This is a genomic window from Spirosoma validum (genome assembly GCF_014699035.1).
Classification (GTDB): Bacteria; Bacteroidota; Bacteroidia; order Cytophagales; family Spirosomataceae; genus Spirosoma; species Spirosoma validum.
On the sequence record NZ_JACXAA010000023.1, the window covers coordinates 1 to 18,028 of the forward strand.

Annotated in this window: 17 protein-coding genes; 3 read left to right on the forward strand and 14 right to left on the reverse strand. The window is 50.5% G+C overall.

Annotated elements, in window-relative coordinates:
* Positions 1 to 472: 472 nt before the first annotated feature.
* The 6 genes from IC230_RS31590 to IC230_RS31615 all read right to left on the reverse strand — a co-directional run bounded on the left by IC230_RS31590 (position 473) and on the right by IC230_RS31615 (position 5,994).
* Positions 473 to 919, reverse strand: a complete 447-nt coding sequence (locus IC230_RS31590; RefSeq protein WP_191043079.1) for an anthrone oxygenase family protein — start codon at positions 917 to 919, stop codon at positions 473 to 475.
* Positions 920 to 946: 27 nt separating this feature from the next.
* Positions 947 to 1,429 (reverse strand): hypothetical protein, encoded by a 483-nt coding sequence (locus IC230_RS31595; protein ID WP_191043080.1) that lies wholly within the window; start codon positions 1,427 to 1,429, stop codon positions 947 to 949.
* A gap of 43 nt (positions 1,430 to 1,472) precedes the next feature.
* Positions 1,473 to 2,288 carry a helix-turn-helix transcriptional regulator gene (locus IC230_RS31600; RefSeq protein ID WP_191043081.1) on the reverse strand — a complete coding sequence of 272 codons (816 nt, stop codon included), beginning with the start codon at positions 2,286 to 2,288 and terminating at the stop codon, positions 1,473 to 1,475.
* Between the two features lie 661 nt (positions 2,289 to 2,949).
* Positions 2,950 to 4,443: a hypothetical protein gene (locus IC230_RS31605; protein WP_191043082.1), complete on the reverse strand. Its 1,494-nt coding sequence runs from the start codon at positions 4,441 to 4,443 to the stop codon at positions 2,950 to 2,952.
* Complete coding sequence (locus IC230_RS31610; protein WP_191043083.1) at positions 4,412 to 4,999, reverse strand: RNA polymerase sigma factor; 588 nt, start codon at positions 4,997 to 4,999, stop codon at positions 4,412 to 4,414. The genes IC230_RS31605 and IC230_RS31610 overlap by 32 nt, the downstream gene beginning before the upstream one ends.
* Positions 5,000 to 5,040: 41 nt before the next feature.
* Positions 5,041 to 5,994, reverse strand: a complete 954-nt coding sequence (locus tag IC230_RS31615) for a hypothetical protein (RefSeq protein ID WP_191043084.1) — start codon at positions 5,992 to 5,994, stop codon at positions 5,041 to 5,043.
* Between the two features lie 268 nt (positions 5,995 to 6,262).
* Here IC230_RS31615 and IC230_RS31620 point away from each other — a divergent pair, with 268 nt between their 5' ends.
* Both IC230_RS31620 and IC230_RS31625 read left to right on the forward strand, forming a co-directional pair.
* Positions 6,263 to 7,471, forward strand: coding sequence for a hypothetical protein (locus tag IC230_RS31620; RefSeq protein WP_191043085.1), 1,209 nt, complete (start codon positions 6,263 to 6,265; stop codon positions 7,469 to 7,471).
* A gap of 136 nt (positions 7,472 to 7,607) precedes the next feature.
* Positions 7,608 to 9,731 carry a T9SS type A sorting domain-containing protein gene (locus IC230_RS31625; RefSeq protein ID WP_191043086.1) on the forward strand — a complete coding sequence of 708 codons (2,124 nt, stop codon included), beginning with the start codon at positions 7,608 to 7,610 and terminating at the stop codon, positions 9,729 to 9,731.
* 419 nt (positions 9,732 to 10,150) lie between these two features.
* Here the strand turns inward: IC230_RS31625 and IC230_RS31630 are convergent, their stop codons facing one another.
* From IC230_RS31630 to IC230_RS31660, 7 genes are all read right to left on the reverse strand, one after another.
* Positions 10,151 to 10,498: a hypothetical protein gene (locus tag IC230_RS31630; RefSeq protein WP_191043087.1), complete on the reverse strand. Its 348-nt coding sequence runs from the start codon at positions 10,496 to 10,498 to the stop codon at positions 10,151 to 10,153.
* Between the two features lie 130 nt (positions 10,499 to 10,628).
* On the reverse strand, positions 10,629 to 11,258 hold the full coding sequence (locus IC230_RS31635) for a GIN domain-containing protein (RefSeq protein ID WP_191043088.1): 630 nt from the start codon (positions 11,256 to 11,258) through the stop codon (positions 10,629 to 10,631).
* Positions 11,259 to 11,498: 240 nt separating this feature from the next.
* Positions 11,499 to 12,677, reverse strand: a complete 1,179-nt coding sequence (locus IC230_RS31640; RefSeq protein WP_191043089.1) for a carcinine hydrolase/isopenicillin-N N-acyltransferase family protein — start codon at positions 12,675 to 12,677, stop codon at positions 11,499 to 11,501.
* A 405-nt stretch (positions 12,678 to 13,082) separates the two neighbouring features.
* Positions 13,083 to 13,922: a helix-turn-helix domain-containing protein gene (locus IC230_RS31645; protein ID WP_191043090.1), complete on the reverse strand. Its 840-nt coding sequence runs from the start codon at positions 13,920 to 13,922 to the stop codon at positions 13,083 to 13,085.
* Between the two features lie 670 nt (positions 13,923 to 14,592).
* Positions 14,593 to 14,955: a VOC family protein gene (locus IC230_RS31650; RefSeq protein WP_191043091.1), complete on the reverse strand. Its 363-nt coding sequence runs from the start codon at positions 14,953 to 14,955 to the stop codon at positions 14,593 to 14,595.
* A gap of 72 nt (positions 14,956 to 15,027) precedes the next feature.
* Positions 15,028 to 15,537 (reverse strand): AraC family transcriptional regulator, encoded by a 510-nt coding sequence (locus IC230_RS31655; RefSeq protein WP_191043092.1) that lies wholly within the window; start codon positions 15,535 to 15,537, stop codon positions 15,028 to 15,030.
* A 63-nt stretch (positions 15,538 to 15,600) separates the two neighbouring features.
* Positions 15,601 to 15,819, reverse strand: coding sequence for a DUF6597 domain-containing transcriptional factor (locus IC230_RS31660; RefSeq protein WP_191043093.1), 219 nt, complete (start codon positions 15,817 to 15,819; stop codon positions 15,601 to 15,603).
* A gap of 374 nt (positions 15,820 to 16,193) precedes the next feature.
* Between IC230_RS31660 and IC230_RS31665 the strand changes: the two genes are divergently transcribed.
* A complete protein-coding gene (locus IC230_RS31665) occupies positions 16,194 to 17,276 on the forward strand; it encodes a serine hydrolase domain-containing protein (RefSeq protein WP_191043094.1) in 1,083 nt (360 codons plus the stop codon).
* 199 nt (positions 17,277 to 17,475) lie between these two features.
* On the opposite strand, the gene IC230_RS31670 is transcribed toward IC230_RS31665, so the two are convergent.
* Complete coding sequence (locus IC230_RS31670) at positions 17,476 to 17,913, reverse strand: hypothetical protein (protein WP_191043095.1); 438 nt, start codon at positions 17,911 to 17,913, stop codon at positions 17,476 to 17,478.
* Positions 17,914 to 18,028: the final 115 nt, after the last annotated feature.

Here is an 18,028-nt window from a genome sequence, read left to right on the forward strand (position 1 = left end):
GCTGTTGTGCGTCGGGGCGAGAAATATGATAAATTTTATACCCCTTCGTTTGTTTAATCCATAGAAATCGGTGCGGTCCAGTCCGACACAATAGCGTAGCAATGGCATAAAAAAGGGGATAAAGAATGAATACGTTGGTTGACCTACGATCTTCTCCCGCTGTTGCACATGGATGCCAGATCGTAACCTCTGGTTACGTCTATGGGTACTGTTGGAGCTACAGGGAAAAGACAAGCTAGCCAGAGCAATCGCTCCGGCGCCCCGGCAGCGGTGCAGTATCGTTGGGACGTACTATCGGCGGAACTCAGGGTGCTGGCTAGCCTTGTCAGACCTTACTCAAAATTGTATTTTTTCTGATAAGATCAACCTAAAACAAAGATATGAACGGCGGACCGTGAGATTTGTAATCTATAATTAATGAATCCTCGTCTCATTTTGGAGCGTTTTCGTAAGACCATTGTAAACTACAGAGCTAGCGATTGGTGGCGAGGAAACCTAGAACTGACGACAGGGCAGCTAATGCAATACGTACAGTATGGAGCATCAGCCATAAATCACGTTTGGCAGTCACTTGGTCTAAGGGTAGGGATTTGGCCGCAAACTGAGCGTTCGTGGGACCAAACCACACCGACGTAAAAATAAGCAACACCGCTAGGCTGGCAGACGCTAGCAACCAAAGTGTGCGAGCCTCTTTCTCGCCCCAGCTTAGCCAGACGGAACCAGTCAAGCCCAAGATGGCAACCACGCCAACAACCCCAATCGCACGGGGGATTAAGGGCAGATAGACAATAAAAGAATCCAGAAAAGCCTCTGCCGAAAGGCTTTTCCAATGACCGCCCAGCAGCACACCAATGGCCAGCAGGACACCGGCAAACAGGGCCGAACCGGAGATAGCGAGTATGTTAAGGAAAAGTTTCATCTTGTTTGATGGATGAGTTCATCGCTTTTAAATGGAGGTCTGGGAACCTACGCCAAGTGGCTTCATTCGTTTGAATCGTCCCGATAATTGAACGCCACTTCTGGAGTTCAATCCAAGCAAAACCAGGTTGGTCAAACCCAAGCCAAACTCGGCGATCTGAGTGATAAAGAAAATACCGTCGATGGCTTGATAATGCGAACGGTAGTACAGGAAAAAGGCTAACCCGATTAAGCATAGACCATTGAGCGTGATGAACCTCATTCGCTTCTGCTTGGCTAGTACGATTGGATGATTGGACTTGCCCGCTAATTTGTTGCCCGAAAGTGCAACTGCTGGCATGGCGACCAACAGTAGGGGCAGCGCGAAGAGAATCGCTTCTTTTATGTTCTTGATTACGGTTTCACTACCGCTCAACTCGGCTACCAGGGAGGCTGTCAAGAAACTGCCAATCGTCAGGATGGCCACTAGGGTGGCGGCAATGTGAATCTTAATCAGTGTTTTTCGTTTCATGGCTTTTTGCTTTTTTCAAGCAAAGAAACGACAGGCAGATGGGCTAAAATTGTAAAAATCGGAGGGTGGGGATTTGCTTTCTTAACTGGCCGGGTGACATACCAGTGATGTCTTTCACTTCGTGGATAAAATGAGCCTGATCAAAATAGTCGTTCTTGTAAGCAATGTCGGTGAGTGAATCGGGCGAATGCCTCAGTTGATAGGCCACTTGTTGCAAGCGAACCAGCCGTATGTATTCTTTGGGTGAGCAACCAACATGATCCTGGAACTGACTTCGGATGGTTCGTTCCGACACGTCGAGCTGATGCGCCAGTTGGGTAATGGGAATGGTTCCGGCGCTTTTTTCGATCAGCTCGATTGCTTTGGTTATCAAGGATAAGTCCCGAATCATCATGTTGTCCAGAAACACGCGTTCCACTTCGTTGAACATTTGCTCAGGTTGTCGGCAACGTTCAATGCGTTGTTGAAAATCGGTGGCCGTTGTTTGAAATAACTCAGTGGTGTTGATCAACCAGGGCATACTACTTACCGGCTGTTTAGTGAGATAAGCTAAGCAATGGGGTTGAACATGGGCACCAATAATTTTGACCCGGTCAGTCTGGGGTTGTACCGTTATTTGTTGGGTAGAGATGCGGGAGATCGCCATGTTGACCGTCGCCGACTGGTTGAGAGTATGATTAGTGGCGGTAAAGGGATAATTGAAAAAATACCCAAAGGTGATTCTGGGACAGGGAATGATCAGTTCCTGATCGAGACCTTGCTGCGTACGATCCACATCGACGTAAAAGTAGTAGTCAACCAGTGTGGCCAGGAACTGATTGTTGGGTTTCTGAGTCAGAAAAAGGGGGTCGGCATCCATTCGGATAGCTTATTTTAGAAAAACTAGACTCGAAATGGCGATGAGAGTAGCCGTAATTAGGTCCTTACTGGTTGAATTTATAAGTAAACGACTGCTTATCAGCAGATACCTATTTTAAAAAGAACTAGCTCTATGTTTTTTAATAGTTGAAGAAACAACACTGGCTCGAAATAATCAAAAGTTGGTAGCCTAATACGGCTTTTAAAACGCTCCTTCTAAGGACAGTTAAATCTTCTTCGTCTCATGTGGGAGCGTTTAAGGATATGCACCGTTAACAAGTAACCCCGTTTTAAGTTACCTTTTTAACGAATCAATAGGAATGGATGAAGAACATGTCAATAACCTTTCTGCTGGCGGGGGCGGTACTGGGCCTGCTGTTAGTTGTCACGGTAAACCAAGCCCGTACCAACCTGAACCGATCGCTGAAGGCTAAGTAGTTGAGCGGAACGGGACGGGGATGGAGCGCCACTGCGATGCCGAGTAGGCAATTCCTCACTTGGCTGATGAGAATCGGAACCTACTGCAAATAGGAGCGTTTTTAAAAGACTTGATTACGCTTAAGCCGTTTCCCTCCATTCTCTTCAGCCACAATCATTGCTCACGTAAGCAAGCAACCTTTAAACAAAATTTGATAAAAGTTTCTACTCAGAACAAACCCCCACTATGGCTTTTCCAAACGGGGCTGAATTCGCACGCCAAAGCCTACTACGACGGGATGAATGGCCAGCTGACGCTGTTCGCTCAGGAGTCGGTTCAGGCCATACTCAATCACTACACTCGCTTGTAATTCCAGACGGTGACTCAGTGGCAACCGGCGATTGACTCCCCCCCGCAGGCCTAACAGGGTTTGCCGGCTGGTCGGCAGGTAGGAAAACTGGCCACCCAGCTCAATGGCATAGCGGCCCTGACCCAGGAGCCGATACTGACTTAGCCCGGCACCGACCATCGGCAGCGCTACGTTTTCGGCGACCGTATGCGCTTCTCGCACCAGATGATACGGGTTGGCCGGGTTAGGTTCGACCCGGTAGCGATTCTCGTTGACCGTATAGTAAGCCCAGCGCCGGAGCTGTCCCATCGACAGGTGAGCCTGCCAGCGCCCAAAGCGGACACCGCCGTTCACCTGGTAGCCCCAGGTAGCCGGTGAAAAGGCTGCCGGAGCGTGTACCTGCGAAAGATAGCTGGCTGAAGCGGGCAGGGCACTCATCCACTGAAAGCTACTCAGCGGTACGGCGTCGATAAACCAGCGTTGAGTCGGGCGAACACCGTTGTCTTCAACCCGGTACCGGGATACTGAATCCGTGACGGGGAGTTGGGCAGGCAGGGCGCCTAGCTGGCCAGGAAGGGATAGAAGGCCAGCAATTCGGAGAAATTGTGAGGTGCCGACCGATAAATAGTTGGTTGCCACCTGAGAGTCTGATAACGCGTCTTGACTAGCCGAAACTTCCCTAGGTGCCTGATCTGGCTCAACCCGTTCGCTGCGGACCAGGCCAGACGACGTAGCAGGAGAACGGTCAGCAGTTGTACGGGGCGATTTAGACCGTGATAGACTGGTCAGGGTTGGCGCGTTACGTCGTGTTTTTCTCGTCTCACTACGTAGCGCAACATTGCTGGTCGTCACGAACTCTATCTTATCCGTTCGTTTGGTCAGTTTCCTGGTTTGGGCCAGGAAACCAGCCTCAGTTTCGACTTGCGGGCTTGCGACCAGGGGAGCTGAAACGCCGGGTGTCTCGATCCGGGAAGCAGATGGCCGACGAGTGGTTGGGCGTTGGCTGGCCGTGACCTCATCAGATCGCGAATTAGTCCTGGCTAATGCCGGCGACAGCGGACGTTCAGCGGAGGTGGTTGGCTGAAGAACACGGCTTTTCGATGTCGACCGATGCGGGGACGCTGACTGGGCTATGTTGTTTTTGTCTTTCGTCCCGGAACGCTCGCTGAAACGGACCTGATACAACAGGCCAGCGGTCATCAGCAGCAGCAGCCCTGCCACCAGCCAACGTATCGGCCGTCGTCGACGTCCGGCTGGTAGCTGATTCAGGATACGACGGCTCAGCGACGAGCGGGGCTGAACCTCAAAATCGTCGAACGCCTGCTGCCAGTGTCGGCGCAGCAGTTCATCGGGGTCATCATCCCAGGAATTCATGTCGTTGGATGCCATGTTGGTTAACAAAAGTTAGTAGCAATTGGCGGGCCCGGCTAAAGCGGGAGCGCGCCGTGGCTTCGGGTATCTTCAGTAACGTAGCGATCTCGGCGTGGTTGTAGCCTTCAACCAGATACAGATTCACGACCAGTCGGTAATCGTCGGGTAGCCGGGCCAGTAACCCTAATAGAGCCTCCTGGTCATAGCCAGCCAGCAGCTGCAGGTGATCGTCACTCGCGGGCGGCTCGCTGATGGCCTCGTAGCTGGTCAGGTGTTCCTGGGGCCGGGTAGTTCGGTGGTAATAATTGATCGCTGTGCGAACAACCACTGCCTTGACCCAGCTGTCGGCCGACTCAGGTTTAATCAGTTCATCGATGTGGGTAAATACTTTTAGAAAAGCTTCCTGAAAGATGTCTTCTGCTTCGGCCACCGTCCGGGCGTAGCGCACGCAGACTCCCAGCATACGACCCTGGTAGCGTTCATAAAAGGCTCGCTGCGCCCGGGGCTGCCGTTGCTGACAGCCCAAAACCAGTTCCGTGAGGGTTTGGTATGACTTGCGGCCAAATAACGCCATGTACAACTACGAATCAGAGATAAGAGGCTTTTAAAAATTGGTCAAAAATTTCCGTAGATCAGAAACGACCGGCTGATTAATTGGCCTTCGTCGGAAAAGCTCATCAGCCAGGCCTGATTATCCTTTTGCAGGTTCACCCGGTAGGTACTCGTTGACCCATACGTATGGTGCGTCAGCGAAGCATCTGTTCCAGTCAGGCCAAATCCCGCCAGTTCGGGCCGTTGAATATATTGCTGGGCAACAGTTGGTAGCTGGTCTAAACGCTGTAAAGGCTGCGCTGTCTGCGGGTTACTGACGGCGATCGGCTGCCCCTTTTCGTCGTAGCTGACATACAGCGGCTGTCCCTGATTCTGAATCGATACCGTGCCGTGTCTTTGGCGAAGGGCATCCACCTGTATCCACGCGTAGGTGAACGGTAGATTCTGTCCGCGCAGTGCTGCCTGTAGCGATTCAGGAATTTCCGTCGGCGTATCGGTCTCGTAGTTAGTGAGCTGAAAAGGCAGCAGTTCCAGATAATAGGTGATCTTCCCTGAATACAGCCGGGTGATGGTCCAACTGGCCGTGTAAGGTTGCTGTTGCCAGCTATAGTCGGCATAAACGTGCGTCACCGCGCTGTTTCCCGGATTGCTGAACCAGGTATACTGCCGAAGGCGAACATTACTGAACCTGCCACCCGCTACCACCGTCGATTCCAGCAAGCGGGCGAGCGAATCGGGCACGCCACCACTAACCAGTTGATCGGCGGTCAGCAACCGGGTAGGGCTGAGCAGGGCCTGGTAGCGCTGGTTCTGCTGCATGAAGTCGGCTTGCCACAACTGGTTATTGGCGACGGTTGTAAAAACAATATCCTGGCCCTTGGGGTACTGCTGGGCCAGTGCCTGAACACTAACCGGCGGAGGACCATTGTCGGGCGTTGGCTGCTGATCGGTATAGCGGTTACAACGGCTCCAGAAAAGGAGCATACCGATCCAGACGAGTTGGTTAAGTTTATTCATAACAGATGGACGGATACGTAACCTGGTGCACATCCGGCTATCCTACAGACACAGAATGAGCAGCCGACTGTTGCAGCAAGTACCGCTTTTTTATAAGAAAAATGGATAAAATCAGTCCTTAAAAAAAATAGTTGTTCAGCTGCAACACTTCTTACCGCCAGGTGTGTCTGTGTTCTCGACAGGGAGCCGCCGGAGCTTGTTCGCCAGCGTTGATTCACAACCCGCTTGCTGCCTGTCTACTGATTCAACGTTTACTGATCGAACCGCTATGCGTATATGCTGCACCGTTGCCTGCCTGAGTGCACTGCTTTTGGGCTCGCTGCTATCCTGCCAACACCCTGATCAGGGCCAGGACCCGGCACCTACACCTACGCAGACGGAAAAGCGAACCGATCCTTACCTGTTCACAGGCAACCCTGGCATCCGTACCAGTGGCATTGACGATATATCCGGCACCCTGACCGGTACCATCGACGGGAAGCCCATCGCCTTTGGGCCAGATAAACCCTTTGCCGTAAAGGCATACGCTGGCTACAACTCGTATACGCCTAAAGCGTCTGTCCTGAACATTCAGGCCTACAGTGATCAGTATAGCATCAGTGTCATTTTTAACGGACCTTTTGAGTCCGGACGTAACTACCGGGTGTACAATGCGGATGACGACGATGGAGAGGGCAAGCTCGACCCGTACATTGCCACGCCGTTTATCCGGGTTCCGGAAGGGCAGACCGGCCGGAGTATCATCGATTTGAAAACACCGGACGAGCAGGTCCGTATTACGGCCATCACGGCTGACTACATCGACATCGAGCTGCTCTTCGCCCTCAGTAAGCCGGGAGCCGTTCAGGAACGTATCAGTATACGAATCAGGAACATAATCGATGAAAATCGCGCGCTGCGGACCCAGTCGGAGGGAGACCCTTTCTGGAGCTATACAGACGTAGACCGCAGGATCGAAGCCTGGGGGTATGGTCCCCGGCAGGGAGCCGCTCTAGGCTCCCCAACGACAACGCGGGTACGGATTAGCCAGAATCAGCTTACCACGCCCGTCAGCGACATTAGCTACGACGGTAAGACCGAGCCATTTACGAGTCAGTCCAGTTCGCTCTATCGGATCAAACAACCGACTGAGCAGACCTACGTCGAGTGCCTGTTCGGTATGCCCTGGTCAGCTGCGGGCTGGAAAAGCGTGGAAATCGTCTGGCCTGATTTCAGGGGTGCGGGTACTTATACCGGCGATCAGGTACAGCTTACGTTTATCAACAGCCTGGGCGGAACCAACTACTGGCGTGTCAAGCCCAGTACGCTGGCCAGTGCAAGCACGAAATGGCAGGTGGATGTGAAGCGTGTCACGGCGGATGTTATAGAAGGTACGTACACCATTGTGGAGGCCCCCCTCGTCGATAAAAACGGATCGGTGCCGATGCCCGTTCTGGTGAGCGTAAGTGGGCGCTTCAAGGTGATCTATCCCCGATAAAGATATCCAATAATAACGACCAGAAAATACTGAACCGAAGTCGCCAGGTGGCCGCTTCGGGTAGGGGGACTCATGGCTATTGTCGACGTATTACCAACTCAATTTCTTACATACATAACGCTAATTAACTCAAACGATGAAAAAGACGTATTACTATTGGTTTAGTTTACTCCTGTTGCTCGCCACGACCAGCGGCTGGGCGCAGACATTTACGCCCATTCTGGAAAGGGGTGTTTACCGGCCCGGTTCCGAAGTTTCGGGGGCTGCCAATCTGACTGTATCCGGCAACTATCTTTATTTCGTGGGGCGTAATGGAGATACCGGGCCCGAAGTGTGGCGCACTGATGGTACGCCAGGTGGTACAAAACTGGTGAAAGACATCACGCCGGGTCCAGTGTACGGTTACAATGCGCCAACCAGCTTGTTCGACATGAACGGAACTCTGTATTTTTTTTCCGGGCAGTCTTTGTACAAAACAGATGGCACTGAAGCCGGTACGGTGTTGATCCGCGAATTTAGCGACATTGGTGGGGCTAACCTGCTTAATTACAATGGGCTGGTTATTTTTATTGTGGAAAATGGCTTATGGCGCACCGACGGCACACCGGGCGGTACGTACCGGATCGATAAACGGCCATCCTTTACCCCCAGGGTTTACAATGGCATCATGTATTACACGTCGTCCTCAGGCCCCACGTTTCAGGAAACCGACATAATCCGTAGCGACGGTACCGTGGCTGGTACGAGTCTGGTTCGGCAGGTTCCGGGGACATTGCAATCGTTTGGAATCGGTATAGACGGTTTATATTTTAACACCCTGACTGGATCTGCGCGCCTGTGGACAACCTGGAAAAGCGACGGGACAACTGCCGGTACCGTGCCGACCGGCCCCTCTACGACGACCTCACAGCCCGGTTATTTCAACGCGTTCGGTGACCTCTACCAGCGGCAGAATGAAGTGGGGCTGGTGCCGACGTCGCGCCAAAACAAAGCCACGGGCGCGTTCGAACTCGTTACGCCAACGCCCGACCTGGAGGTGCTGCAGCGTGGGGTGCAATACAACGGACAAATCTATGGCAATGCCTATCAGCCGGCAACGGGACAAGAGCTAAGCCGACTCGACGGAAGCCCTGTTCGGGATCTGAATCCGGGTTCGGAGCGAGGAATCTTGCTGCTGCCCGTTGTGGCCAATGGGTTGCTGTACTTCACCGGGAACGACGGAACGACGGGCTTCGAGCTGTGGCAGAGTGATGGATCGGCTGCTGGAACTCGTTTGACGGGTGATCTGCTTCCGGGGCGCAGTTCGTATCCGCTGGACCTGACGGTGTATAAAGGGGATCTGTACTTCGATACCTGGGATGGTACGCTGTATAAATTGAATCCGCAACAAACGCCCACTCCAGATCCCACACCCACGCCACCAACTACGGGTGGTGCGCTGAGCATAACCGCACCGGCTTATGATTGCAACACGGGCCAGCTGACGGTTCAGACCACGGGAGGAAATGGTTCACCCATCGAATACCGCGTCATAGGTTTGCGCGACTGGTCGACCAGTGCCAGCTTCAGCGTTCCGACCTGGCAGCGCTCCGAGACTACGTTTACACTGGACATACGCCAGAGTGGACAAGTTCTCAGCCAGTCATTCACAACGAGCTGTACGCCAACGACCACCCCCCCGCCGTCAGACCCGACGCCCACACCAACCCCCACACCCACGCCCACTCCGCCAACTACGGGTGGTGCGCTGAGCATAACCGCACCGGCTTATGATTGCAGCAACGGCCAGTTGACAGTCCAAACCAGTGGGGGAAGCGGTTCTCCGATCGAATACCGTGTCATTGGTCTACGCGACTGGTCGGCCAGCAACCGGTTCGACGTGCCCACCTGGCAGCGTTCAGGCACTGAGTTCACGCTTGATGTGCGTCAGGACGGGAATGTTATCTCGCGTTCGTTCACCAGCGGATGCGACCGCGCCAGGGTGTCGGCTCGTGAAAAAGGACAGACGCTCGGGGTGATCCTGTATCCCAATCCGGTTGCGGAGCAATTCACGGTGGAAGTGAATGGAGCCGCTGGCCAGAGGGTGCACTTTGACGTTATCAATCTGAACGGACGTAGCATGGTCAAACAGAGCCGTCAGGTTGAGGCCGACGGGCACATCGAACGACTGACGATGCCTGCCGATGCCGCTTCTGGTCTTTATTTGCTTAAAGTAAGTGCCGATCAGCAAACGAAAGTCCTTAAAGTCGTGAAGCAGTGATGGAGGCAGTTAGCTCGATCCGGCTACTTAATTGACCATCAAAAAGGAGAACGAAATGTAAACCGGTAGTCCGACTCGGCTCATGATGAAAATACCACGGTCAGGGGGTCTTTTCATCATGAGCCGAGTCGTATGGCATGACTTTCAGCAGCGTGCGCGTTATTTTTAACATTGTTGATTTCGCGTCTCGCAGGATGCCCCCAATTAAGGAACAGGTAGATGATAACTTCTTCGTCTCATGCGGGAGCGTATTCTGAGAATATAAAATCTGTTGGTGAAAGTTGTCAAGTGAAGTAGTGATCTATAGAGTTGACTAGCAGCATGTAGCCCCATACCGCTTCATGGACGGATTCTCTGTTGATAAAGCCTGAACGTGTCTAGGCCCGACTTTTAGTAGTTTGTAAATGGGCGCTGCTGAGTTACTTTGACCAATACGTCAGTTGCAAGGAGCCTTCCTCACGGACTGCGTTTTTTTCTACGATACGTCCTATGGCGCGAAACGTCGTTCCTTCCAGCCCGATGGTCCATTGAATCCCACTCTGCGAACTATCCAAAATACTAGTTCTATACGTGGTCACGCCCAGGACCGTATTGGCTGTAAACGAGACCGACTGGTTGACGGCCTGCTCGAAAGCGGCAATCGTGGTTTCCGTTAATAAGCCGTTGGGGTCTGACTTTTCAGCAGGTAATTGATACACTTGGGATTGAGAAGTTCCCCCGATAATTTTTAAGCCTGCACGTAATACGCGTGCTTCTTGGCTAAGCATAGGCGGTATGGTGATTACAGTGGCGGCGGAGTCATCTTTACAACTAAAAATGGGTAGACTCACAAAAAGCAATAGCCAAAGCTGTAGATGCGTTTTCATCCTCATAGACCTAGGTAGTCATTAGAAAGGGTTACTGCTTAGGCTTCTGGGCAGAATCTGCGACGTTGACGATACTGCCCAAACCGGTGTTTACCGAGCTTACCTCTTTGGCATTGACTCGAACATTACCGTTAACGTGAGAAACTACGTCTGCTTTCTGGGTAATTAGCTTCTCGGCGTGAACCGTTCCATTGGCGGAGTTGGTTAGCTTCATGGTCTTGACGCTCCCTTGTAACGTTATCGTAGCATTGCCTTGATTGGCCACCTCAAGTGAATCGCCGTGCAGATTGTTGACCACCAGTTTGCTATTGGACTGATAAAGTAAACCCGTTAATTCCGGCGTCTTGATCGTCATTTTGATCAGCTTACTGCTAACCCAGAAGGGCTTCCCTTGCGGGTGCTCAAAGGATACCATCAGCTTACCTGCCTGCTCATCAATCCGCAGAAAGGGTCGTAGGTTTTCGTCAACCGCGACGGCGATTACGGATTCATCCGCGCCCGCATCAATCATGATGTCAGCCGGGAATGGCCGAATCTCAACCGCCGTGAATGGCTTAGTTGGCTTAGTGAATTGAACGGGCTTCCCATTGCCTCTCAGCTCATTCTGGGGATCATATTGATTGCCCTGGGCATAACTGCGAGGGAAAGAAAGAGCATCCATAGGATCGGTGTATTTCTCATTGATACGGGGAATTGAAACAAGGTTATTTTTCGCAAACGGCTGACTTTTTGCAACAACAAATACAAATTTCCTTAACGTAGCGACGCCCGGTGTAATTCGTTGCGACAGCTGCGCTGTTCACTTGCAAATAATAGCCCAGTTTAAGACCAATTTTCTATTGCCGCTGCTGGACATTCCTCGGACCTATCCGAAAAAGATGCCTTGAGCGGGATGGTCACATTAATTGAGCTGGGCCAGCATGGCTCGTCCTCGCTTGGCCGTTGGACTATCGGGGGGGGCTATTGCCAACGACTTCTCGTAATATTGTCGGGCCAATGCTACTTTGTTCTGGACTAGGTTGGTATAGGCAAACATCTCGTAGGTAACCGCTTCGAGACCTTTTGGACAACCTTGCTCAACGACCGAGCCAAACAAGCGGGAAGCGGCCTGGATATTGGCGTCCGTTGCATGCCATATCGCGTAGCTTTGGGGAAATTGGTACAGGTATAGCCACCGGTTTCCCGTCGAATATTGGCCGTAGGAGCGTCGGAGAAAGACCATACCCGCGTCCAGCAGCAATGTGTTTACGCTGTCTTTGATGGCTGGTTTAGCTGTCAATCCTTGGTAGCGAGTGAGCGTCTGATCCAGCCCCTGTTTCGCGACTTCGCTCAGAAACACTTCCCGTCCGTATTCAGCATGCCGTTTAGCCCATGATTGATAAGCAAACGAAGGAGCGAAATGGTCCGCTAGGTTCTCTACCCGGTAGCCTTTTTGTAATTCCTGCTTGATGTCAATCTGGTAAGCCTGTTCGTAGTTATGATACAGGTAGACAGAAATAATGCCCCGTTTTAAATCACAGATCATTGAATATTGGGTCGGATCGCCCCCTTCCTGATGAGTCAGACTCAATATTTGGCGAAAAAATGGCACGGAAATCGTCTGCGCTTGGCTGAGCAGTTGATCGGCAATGTCATAGCGACCGCAGCTGTACTGTTTGGTGGCCAACTGACACACATTAAAGTTGGTGCTGATTTGATAGTGACCCGTCTTTTTTACTTTTGAGCCCGCGTTAATAATCACCGAATTACCTTCCGCATCAGCCAGTAGGGCTTGAGACGAAAATGGGTAATCATGAGTCTGGAGGAACTCAAGCGCTTCGGAAACGTTACGGCACTGACCCAGAATATCGAGAAACAGACTGCCGTAATACGGGTTTTTCAAGGGGTACTGAGCGGGGTCGAGGCCGATGGCGGTAAAGTCAAAAAATAAACCATACTCATTGATGGCTGCCTGCGACTGTAAATCGGGGAAGCCAAAGCAAATCGTGCCATATCGCCCTTTTGCCGATGGGTTGAACCACACTTTAGAAAAGGGATTATCATAATCTTCATTGGCCCCGGCCAGTACCTCGCCTTTCATAGACGCGGTAAAGATGGTGCAAGCCCACGAAGGGCTAATGAGCAGAAGCCCGAGCAACCCGGCTACTAATACCCGGTTGGCTATTCTACGATGGATAAACGAACGATGCATAATTGCCATTACTTTAGACTTTAGGGTATAAATAAGTGTGCCAAAGTTTTTAGATGCCATCCCTGATTCGATTAAGCGATTTTCTACACAGTATGGAAACCTATTTGTCCAAAAGTGGACAGACCATCGTACAGAATCGGATAGTATTTCATGACTGATGTGAACGCCCCGATCAAGAAGCTAAAGTATGATAGTTATATCATATCAAGTAGGCGAATCAATCCCTGGTTAGGCAATATTTGGGGCGCAATATATTCGTTTATAGCGCCTTCGTATTGTATAAATGCGAACGAACTAAAAGCCCGTTCCGCTAAGGGGTAACAAGTAGTCAATCGGGCGAAACTCGCCAGGGGTCTGACGGATCATATCCCTAAACACGCGGATGAAATGGGCTTGGTCATAAAAGCCAAACTCAATCGCTAGTTGGGCCAGCGGCTGCATAGATCGCTGGTTTTGAAGAGCATCCACAACGCCCCGCACCCGCAGGATACGCGTGAACTCTTTTGGCGTCAACCCCACCGATTGCTTAAAGTGCTTTTCCACCTGGCGGGTCGAACAGTGGAACTCGTGGGCCAACTCCGCAATGCGTAAGCACCCTTTGGTTTGTTGTAAGCGTAAACAGGCCTGCTGTAAAGGAAAGGTAGCGTTAGCCAAGCTGGGTAGTTGGAAAAAGTGATCTTGAATAAACTCAATCAATGACGTTTCGGCGTGAGCAGCCTGGATCGTGGTCGAATCGTAGTGACTGAACAGGTCATTTACTGCTGGTAGTACGTTGGCTAGAGGTAGAATTCGATCTGCGGTGTCGGCAAGCGAGTCGGTGGTCCAGTGGGTCGGGGTCCAGGGATGAAGCTGTATCATGGTCACCTGGGTAAAGGGCTTGATGATTACCTCGACCCGGTAGCGAGCTTGCCCACAAAAGTAGCGTTCTTGGTGCATCTCAAAGCAGCCTCGTTGGTTATGAATCATTAAGCCGTTTCCCTGGATAAAAGCCAAATTAAAACAGCTGTTCGGTAACACATTCTTGTTATTGACTGGATGCGGATTGGCGGCATTATCCATCACCCAGATCTTACGGATAAGTTGGTTGAGGGGAGGGGTCGTGTATTGTTCCCGATAGGCGAAAGGCGAGGTCATAGCCTATTAAGGCTTATATAAACTTAATTTATCACTGAATGTATTCACTGTCCTATGTAACAGCTCAGTAAATAAATAGCATAAGTGATACTTTTTGTGCTGTGAAACGCCCCATTTGCGAAGCAGACACATGAACGATTCTACGTCTCATTTCGAGGAGCATTAAGCAGATATTGGGCGAGAAGTAGATGTTGTATACTGATCGAGAGAAGGAGCAGAGCGGTTAGTTGGAAATACTTCACAGCGAGTTTTGGTTAATTATGTGCTAATACTAAAATAAGCTCTAGAAATACACGGATTCCCGGCCAAAGTTGCATGGCGATAGATTGTCTTCTTCAACAAGTTAACAACCGCTTGGAGATTGTGGTAAGGCGATTGATTTGGCATGGAAACCGCCCTTTCGTGGAAAGGTTACAGCTTAATCAACAAACTTTTTATTACTGTAAGGTAGGTGCGTTTAAAAGGACAATACAGGGCAATGCGCATACGACGAGCGAGCTGCTTAGGGCAAATGAGATCCTAAAATTCGACACGAATTCACTGAAAACGCCCAAATTATAGACACTCCCTCGTATCATATGGGAGCGTTTAACGAGAATGTCAAAAACAAGGATAGCTGATCCGGAATAATCATTGTTGATCAGCTACCCTCATCGCTCATAACCAGCCATTACCCTCGTCGATAGATCGTGACCCGATGACCATCCAGATCCCGACCGTCTACCGACTCCCCCCACGACATTTGATTACTCGCGTCAATCTGTCCGCCCCGTGCTTGCAGGCGGGCTGCGGTGGCCTGCACATCCGCCACCTCAACCCCTAACTCGATGCCGCCAACCGGCTCCTGATTCATCCCGACGGCCGCTTTAGCTTGAAAGCTCAGCGTGGCGCTGCCCGCATTTAACACCCAGAAGTCCGGCGGGTGAGCCATACCCGGCTCCAGCTCGAAGCCAAAAACGTGTTGGTAAAATTGATAAGCTTGGTCCGCATCGCGGACAAATAGATTGATGTTGGCTAAACGGGCGGTTTGCATACGTATGGTCGTTAATGTACCCCGCAAAGGTGCTTCTTCTAGGGTTGCCAAACTTGCACAAAAACGACATCCTTACTGTTGCCACTGGCGCACCTGTTTCACAAAGGCCCGGGGACTTCGGCCACTGAAGGCTCTGAAGTCCCGCGAGAAATGAGCTTGATCAGCATATCCCAGTTCGTAGGCCAAGCGGGTTAAGTTCGAGTCGGGCTGGTGCCAAAGTTGATTACGGGCCGACTCAAAGCGAGTCAATCGAGTCAACACTTTAGCCGTCGTCCCACTGGCGGTTTTCACCAGCCGTTCGACTTGACGGATGGAGAGGGCAAACTGATCGGCCAAAGTAGCTGGGGAGGGCAGTTGGGCCTGATTGAGCAGGTGCTTCAACAGCTGAGCCCGGCGTTGCTGGAGGGGTAAGCGCTGCTGGACCTGCTGAAGTAAAGCCGCTTCTAAGCAAAGGACGGCTTGTTGAGGTTGATTCTGTTTTAGGCAAGCCGCCAACTGAGGCAATAGTTGAGGAAAGTTGGCTTCCAGGGAGGTAATGGGTAAAGCAGAATCAGTCATCTGAGCCGGTAGTAGCAGTTCCAAGGACCAGGCGAAGAGTCGAGCAGCCACAATCGTCATCGGCCCCTCAAAGCGTAGGGTAAAGGGCTATTTCAGCAAAGGGACCAGATACAGGGCTGGTAGGGGTAAGCTGGTGTCTGGTGTCAGTAAAAAGCCGGGTGCTCCGTAGGAAACTATAATCTCGATGAAGCGGTCAGGGAGTACCTGGAAGGTATCCTTGGGTGGGTAGAAGTTTCGTTGGGTCATCCAGTAGGACTGAACGAGGTTGGCGAGCTGGGGGTCAGGTATAAATTCTTGGGGAGCCATAGCTGAAAGATAGGCTATTCTCTCAATCTAAAAAAAGCCGTAGCGTTGGTACAACACCCAAAAATAGCTTGGTCTCAAGCAGGAGCGTTTAGGTGAAACAAAGTAAATTGATCGATGAGCCATATTACAGAATCGTATAACATGGGGCCCTCTGACTAAGCCGCTCATGATTATTGACCAGCAGTTTAGTACTGTTATTCACGTTCGTTCAATGAGGACAAATGCCCCTCGTCCGTAATTGAACATTGAGTGTACGAATACGGACGCTACTAAGAGAATTCAGTCTGTATCTTATGCGAAATCAGTACCATTGTTCTATGGTATCATTTTTGAAGCCGCCTTTGTAGTCCACTTCCTTTCAGCCCACCCTTCGCATGAAAACGATCTACTACCTCGTCTTCCTACTCGCCATAGGCAGCACAGCTACCTACGGCCAAAAAGAGCAAGTTGAGATCCTGATGAACCGATACCGTACCCAAGACAACTTTAACGGTAGCGTGCTCATCGCCAAAAAAGGTAAAATAGACTACCAAACGTACATTGGACTGGCCAACCGAGAAGATAGCATAAAATATTCAGATAAAGTCAGGTTCCATATCTTTTCAGCGACCAAAACCTTCACGGCGGCCCTGATTATGCAGCTCTACGAGCAAGGAAAGATCCAGTTAGACTCCTCTATTGCCACCTATTACCCCGAATACAAAGGGGAAGCTGCTCACAAGGTCACCATCCGAAACTTGTTGACCTATAGTAGTGGACGGGATGATAAGGAGATGCGCGAGATTGCCGAAGCCTATAACTCCACCATCTGGCCCGTAGACAGCTTCATTACCCGCTATTGCTCCGAGCGACTAGTGACGCAACCGGGCACTCGCTTTGCCTTCAATAACGGCGACTTTATTTTGTTGGGCAAAATTATTGAGCGACTCTACGGTCAGACCTTTCAGGCCGTCTTGCAGCAGAAGGTTTTGACTCCTCTGGGCATGCGCAATACGGATTATCTGCATCATGAGGATGTAATTGCCCATTTGGACCGGGGCTATTTCAATAGTGGATCAAGCCCGGTTACGTTTTCACGTCCGACCAACTATTACATTGACAATTATTTTTCGGCGGGAGCCATGTACTCCACGCCGACAGACCTGCTACTATTTGACCGCGCACTCTTTCATTACAAACTACTGAAAAAAGAGACCGTTCAAGTAATGCTTACTCCTGATAAACAATTAGACTATGTAGGCTTGGGCTTCTTGGTGTTCCCAAAAAAGATTGATCAAAAGGAATACCTAGTAGCTGAACGCCAGGGCTACGGCTATGGCCACCATACGAATTGGGTTCATCTGATTGATGAAGATGTAACGCTCATCATCATGAGCAATTCGAATACAGTTGATCCCAATAAAATGCGGTGGGAGGTGCTATCCGCTTATTTAAAGGGTTCGATCGGCAAAAAATGAGTTGTTAAAATAATTGGATTAGCAAGGACAGCTAGACTATTTTATACTAGTCACTGTTACGTGCAAATAATATAGCAGTTAGACAAACGCATATCAGATCGGCATGACATAAAACGCCCGAATTGCAGATACCTCTCGTCTCTGACAGGAACGATTTACAAGACAGCTTGTAGCGGTCTAGGTACGTAGTATATACAATTTATATAACTGGCAAAGGCTCCTTACTTAGTATTGTTCGAACCTCTTTCGGATGTTGAGTGCCAATTAATAGAATCCGTTTCTTTCCTTTTCGTTTAATTTCAATTCCATGATGGCCAGCTACTGTATGAGCCATTCCTGTCCATGAAAAACGAATACCCCATCCCCCAAACTCACTGATTGCAGCGTAATCCCGGACGACTGCTTTTTCAGTAGTAGACCATTTGATTAGCCGGTAAGAAGACTGGAAGGGGAACCAGCGATACGAAATACCCTCTTGGTCAATTCGGGTTTGTAAAGTCAAGAACCAAAACAACGCCATTACAAGAAGCATAATGGCTACTCCTACTAATTGGCCAGAGTATATGACAACTCCCATGCTGTAGACCAGGAGGGCCCATAACCAAGGCTGACGGAATTTTTGAGTCTCTTTGTACATGGCTAATTTGTTGTTGTATAAGTGATGTGGCTGTTACAAAGGTTTGGACCGGGTTAAATAGATACGAACTGTGACCAATTACAACCCGATAAAGGGCTAAATTACCGCTTTAACA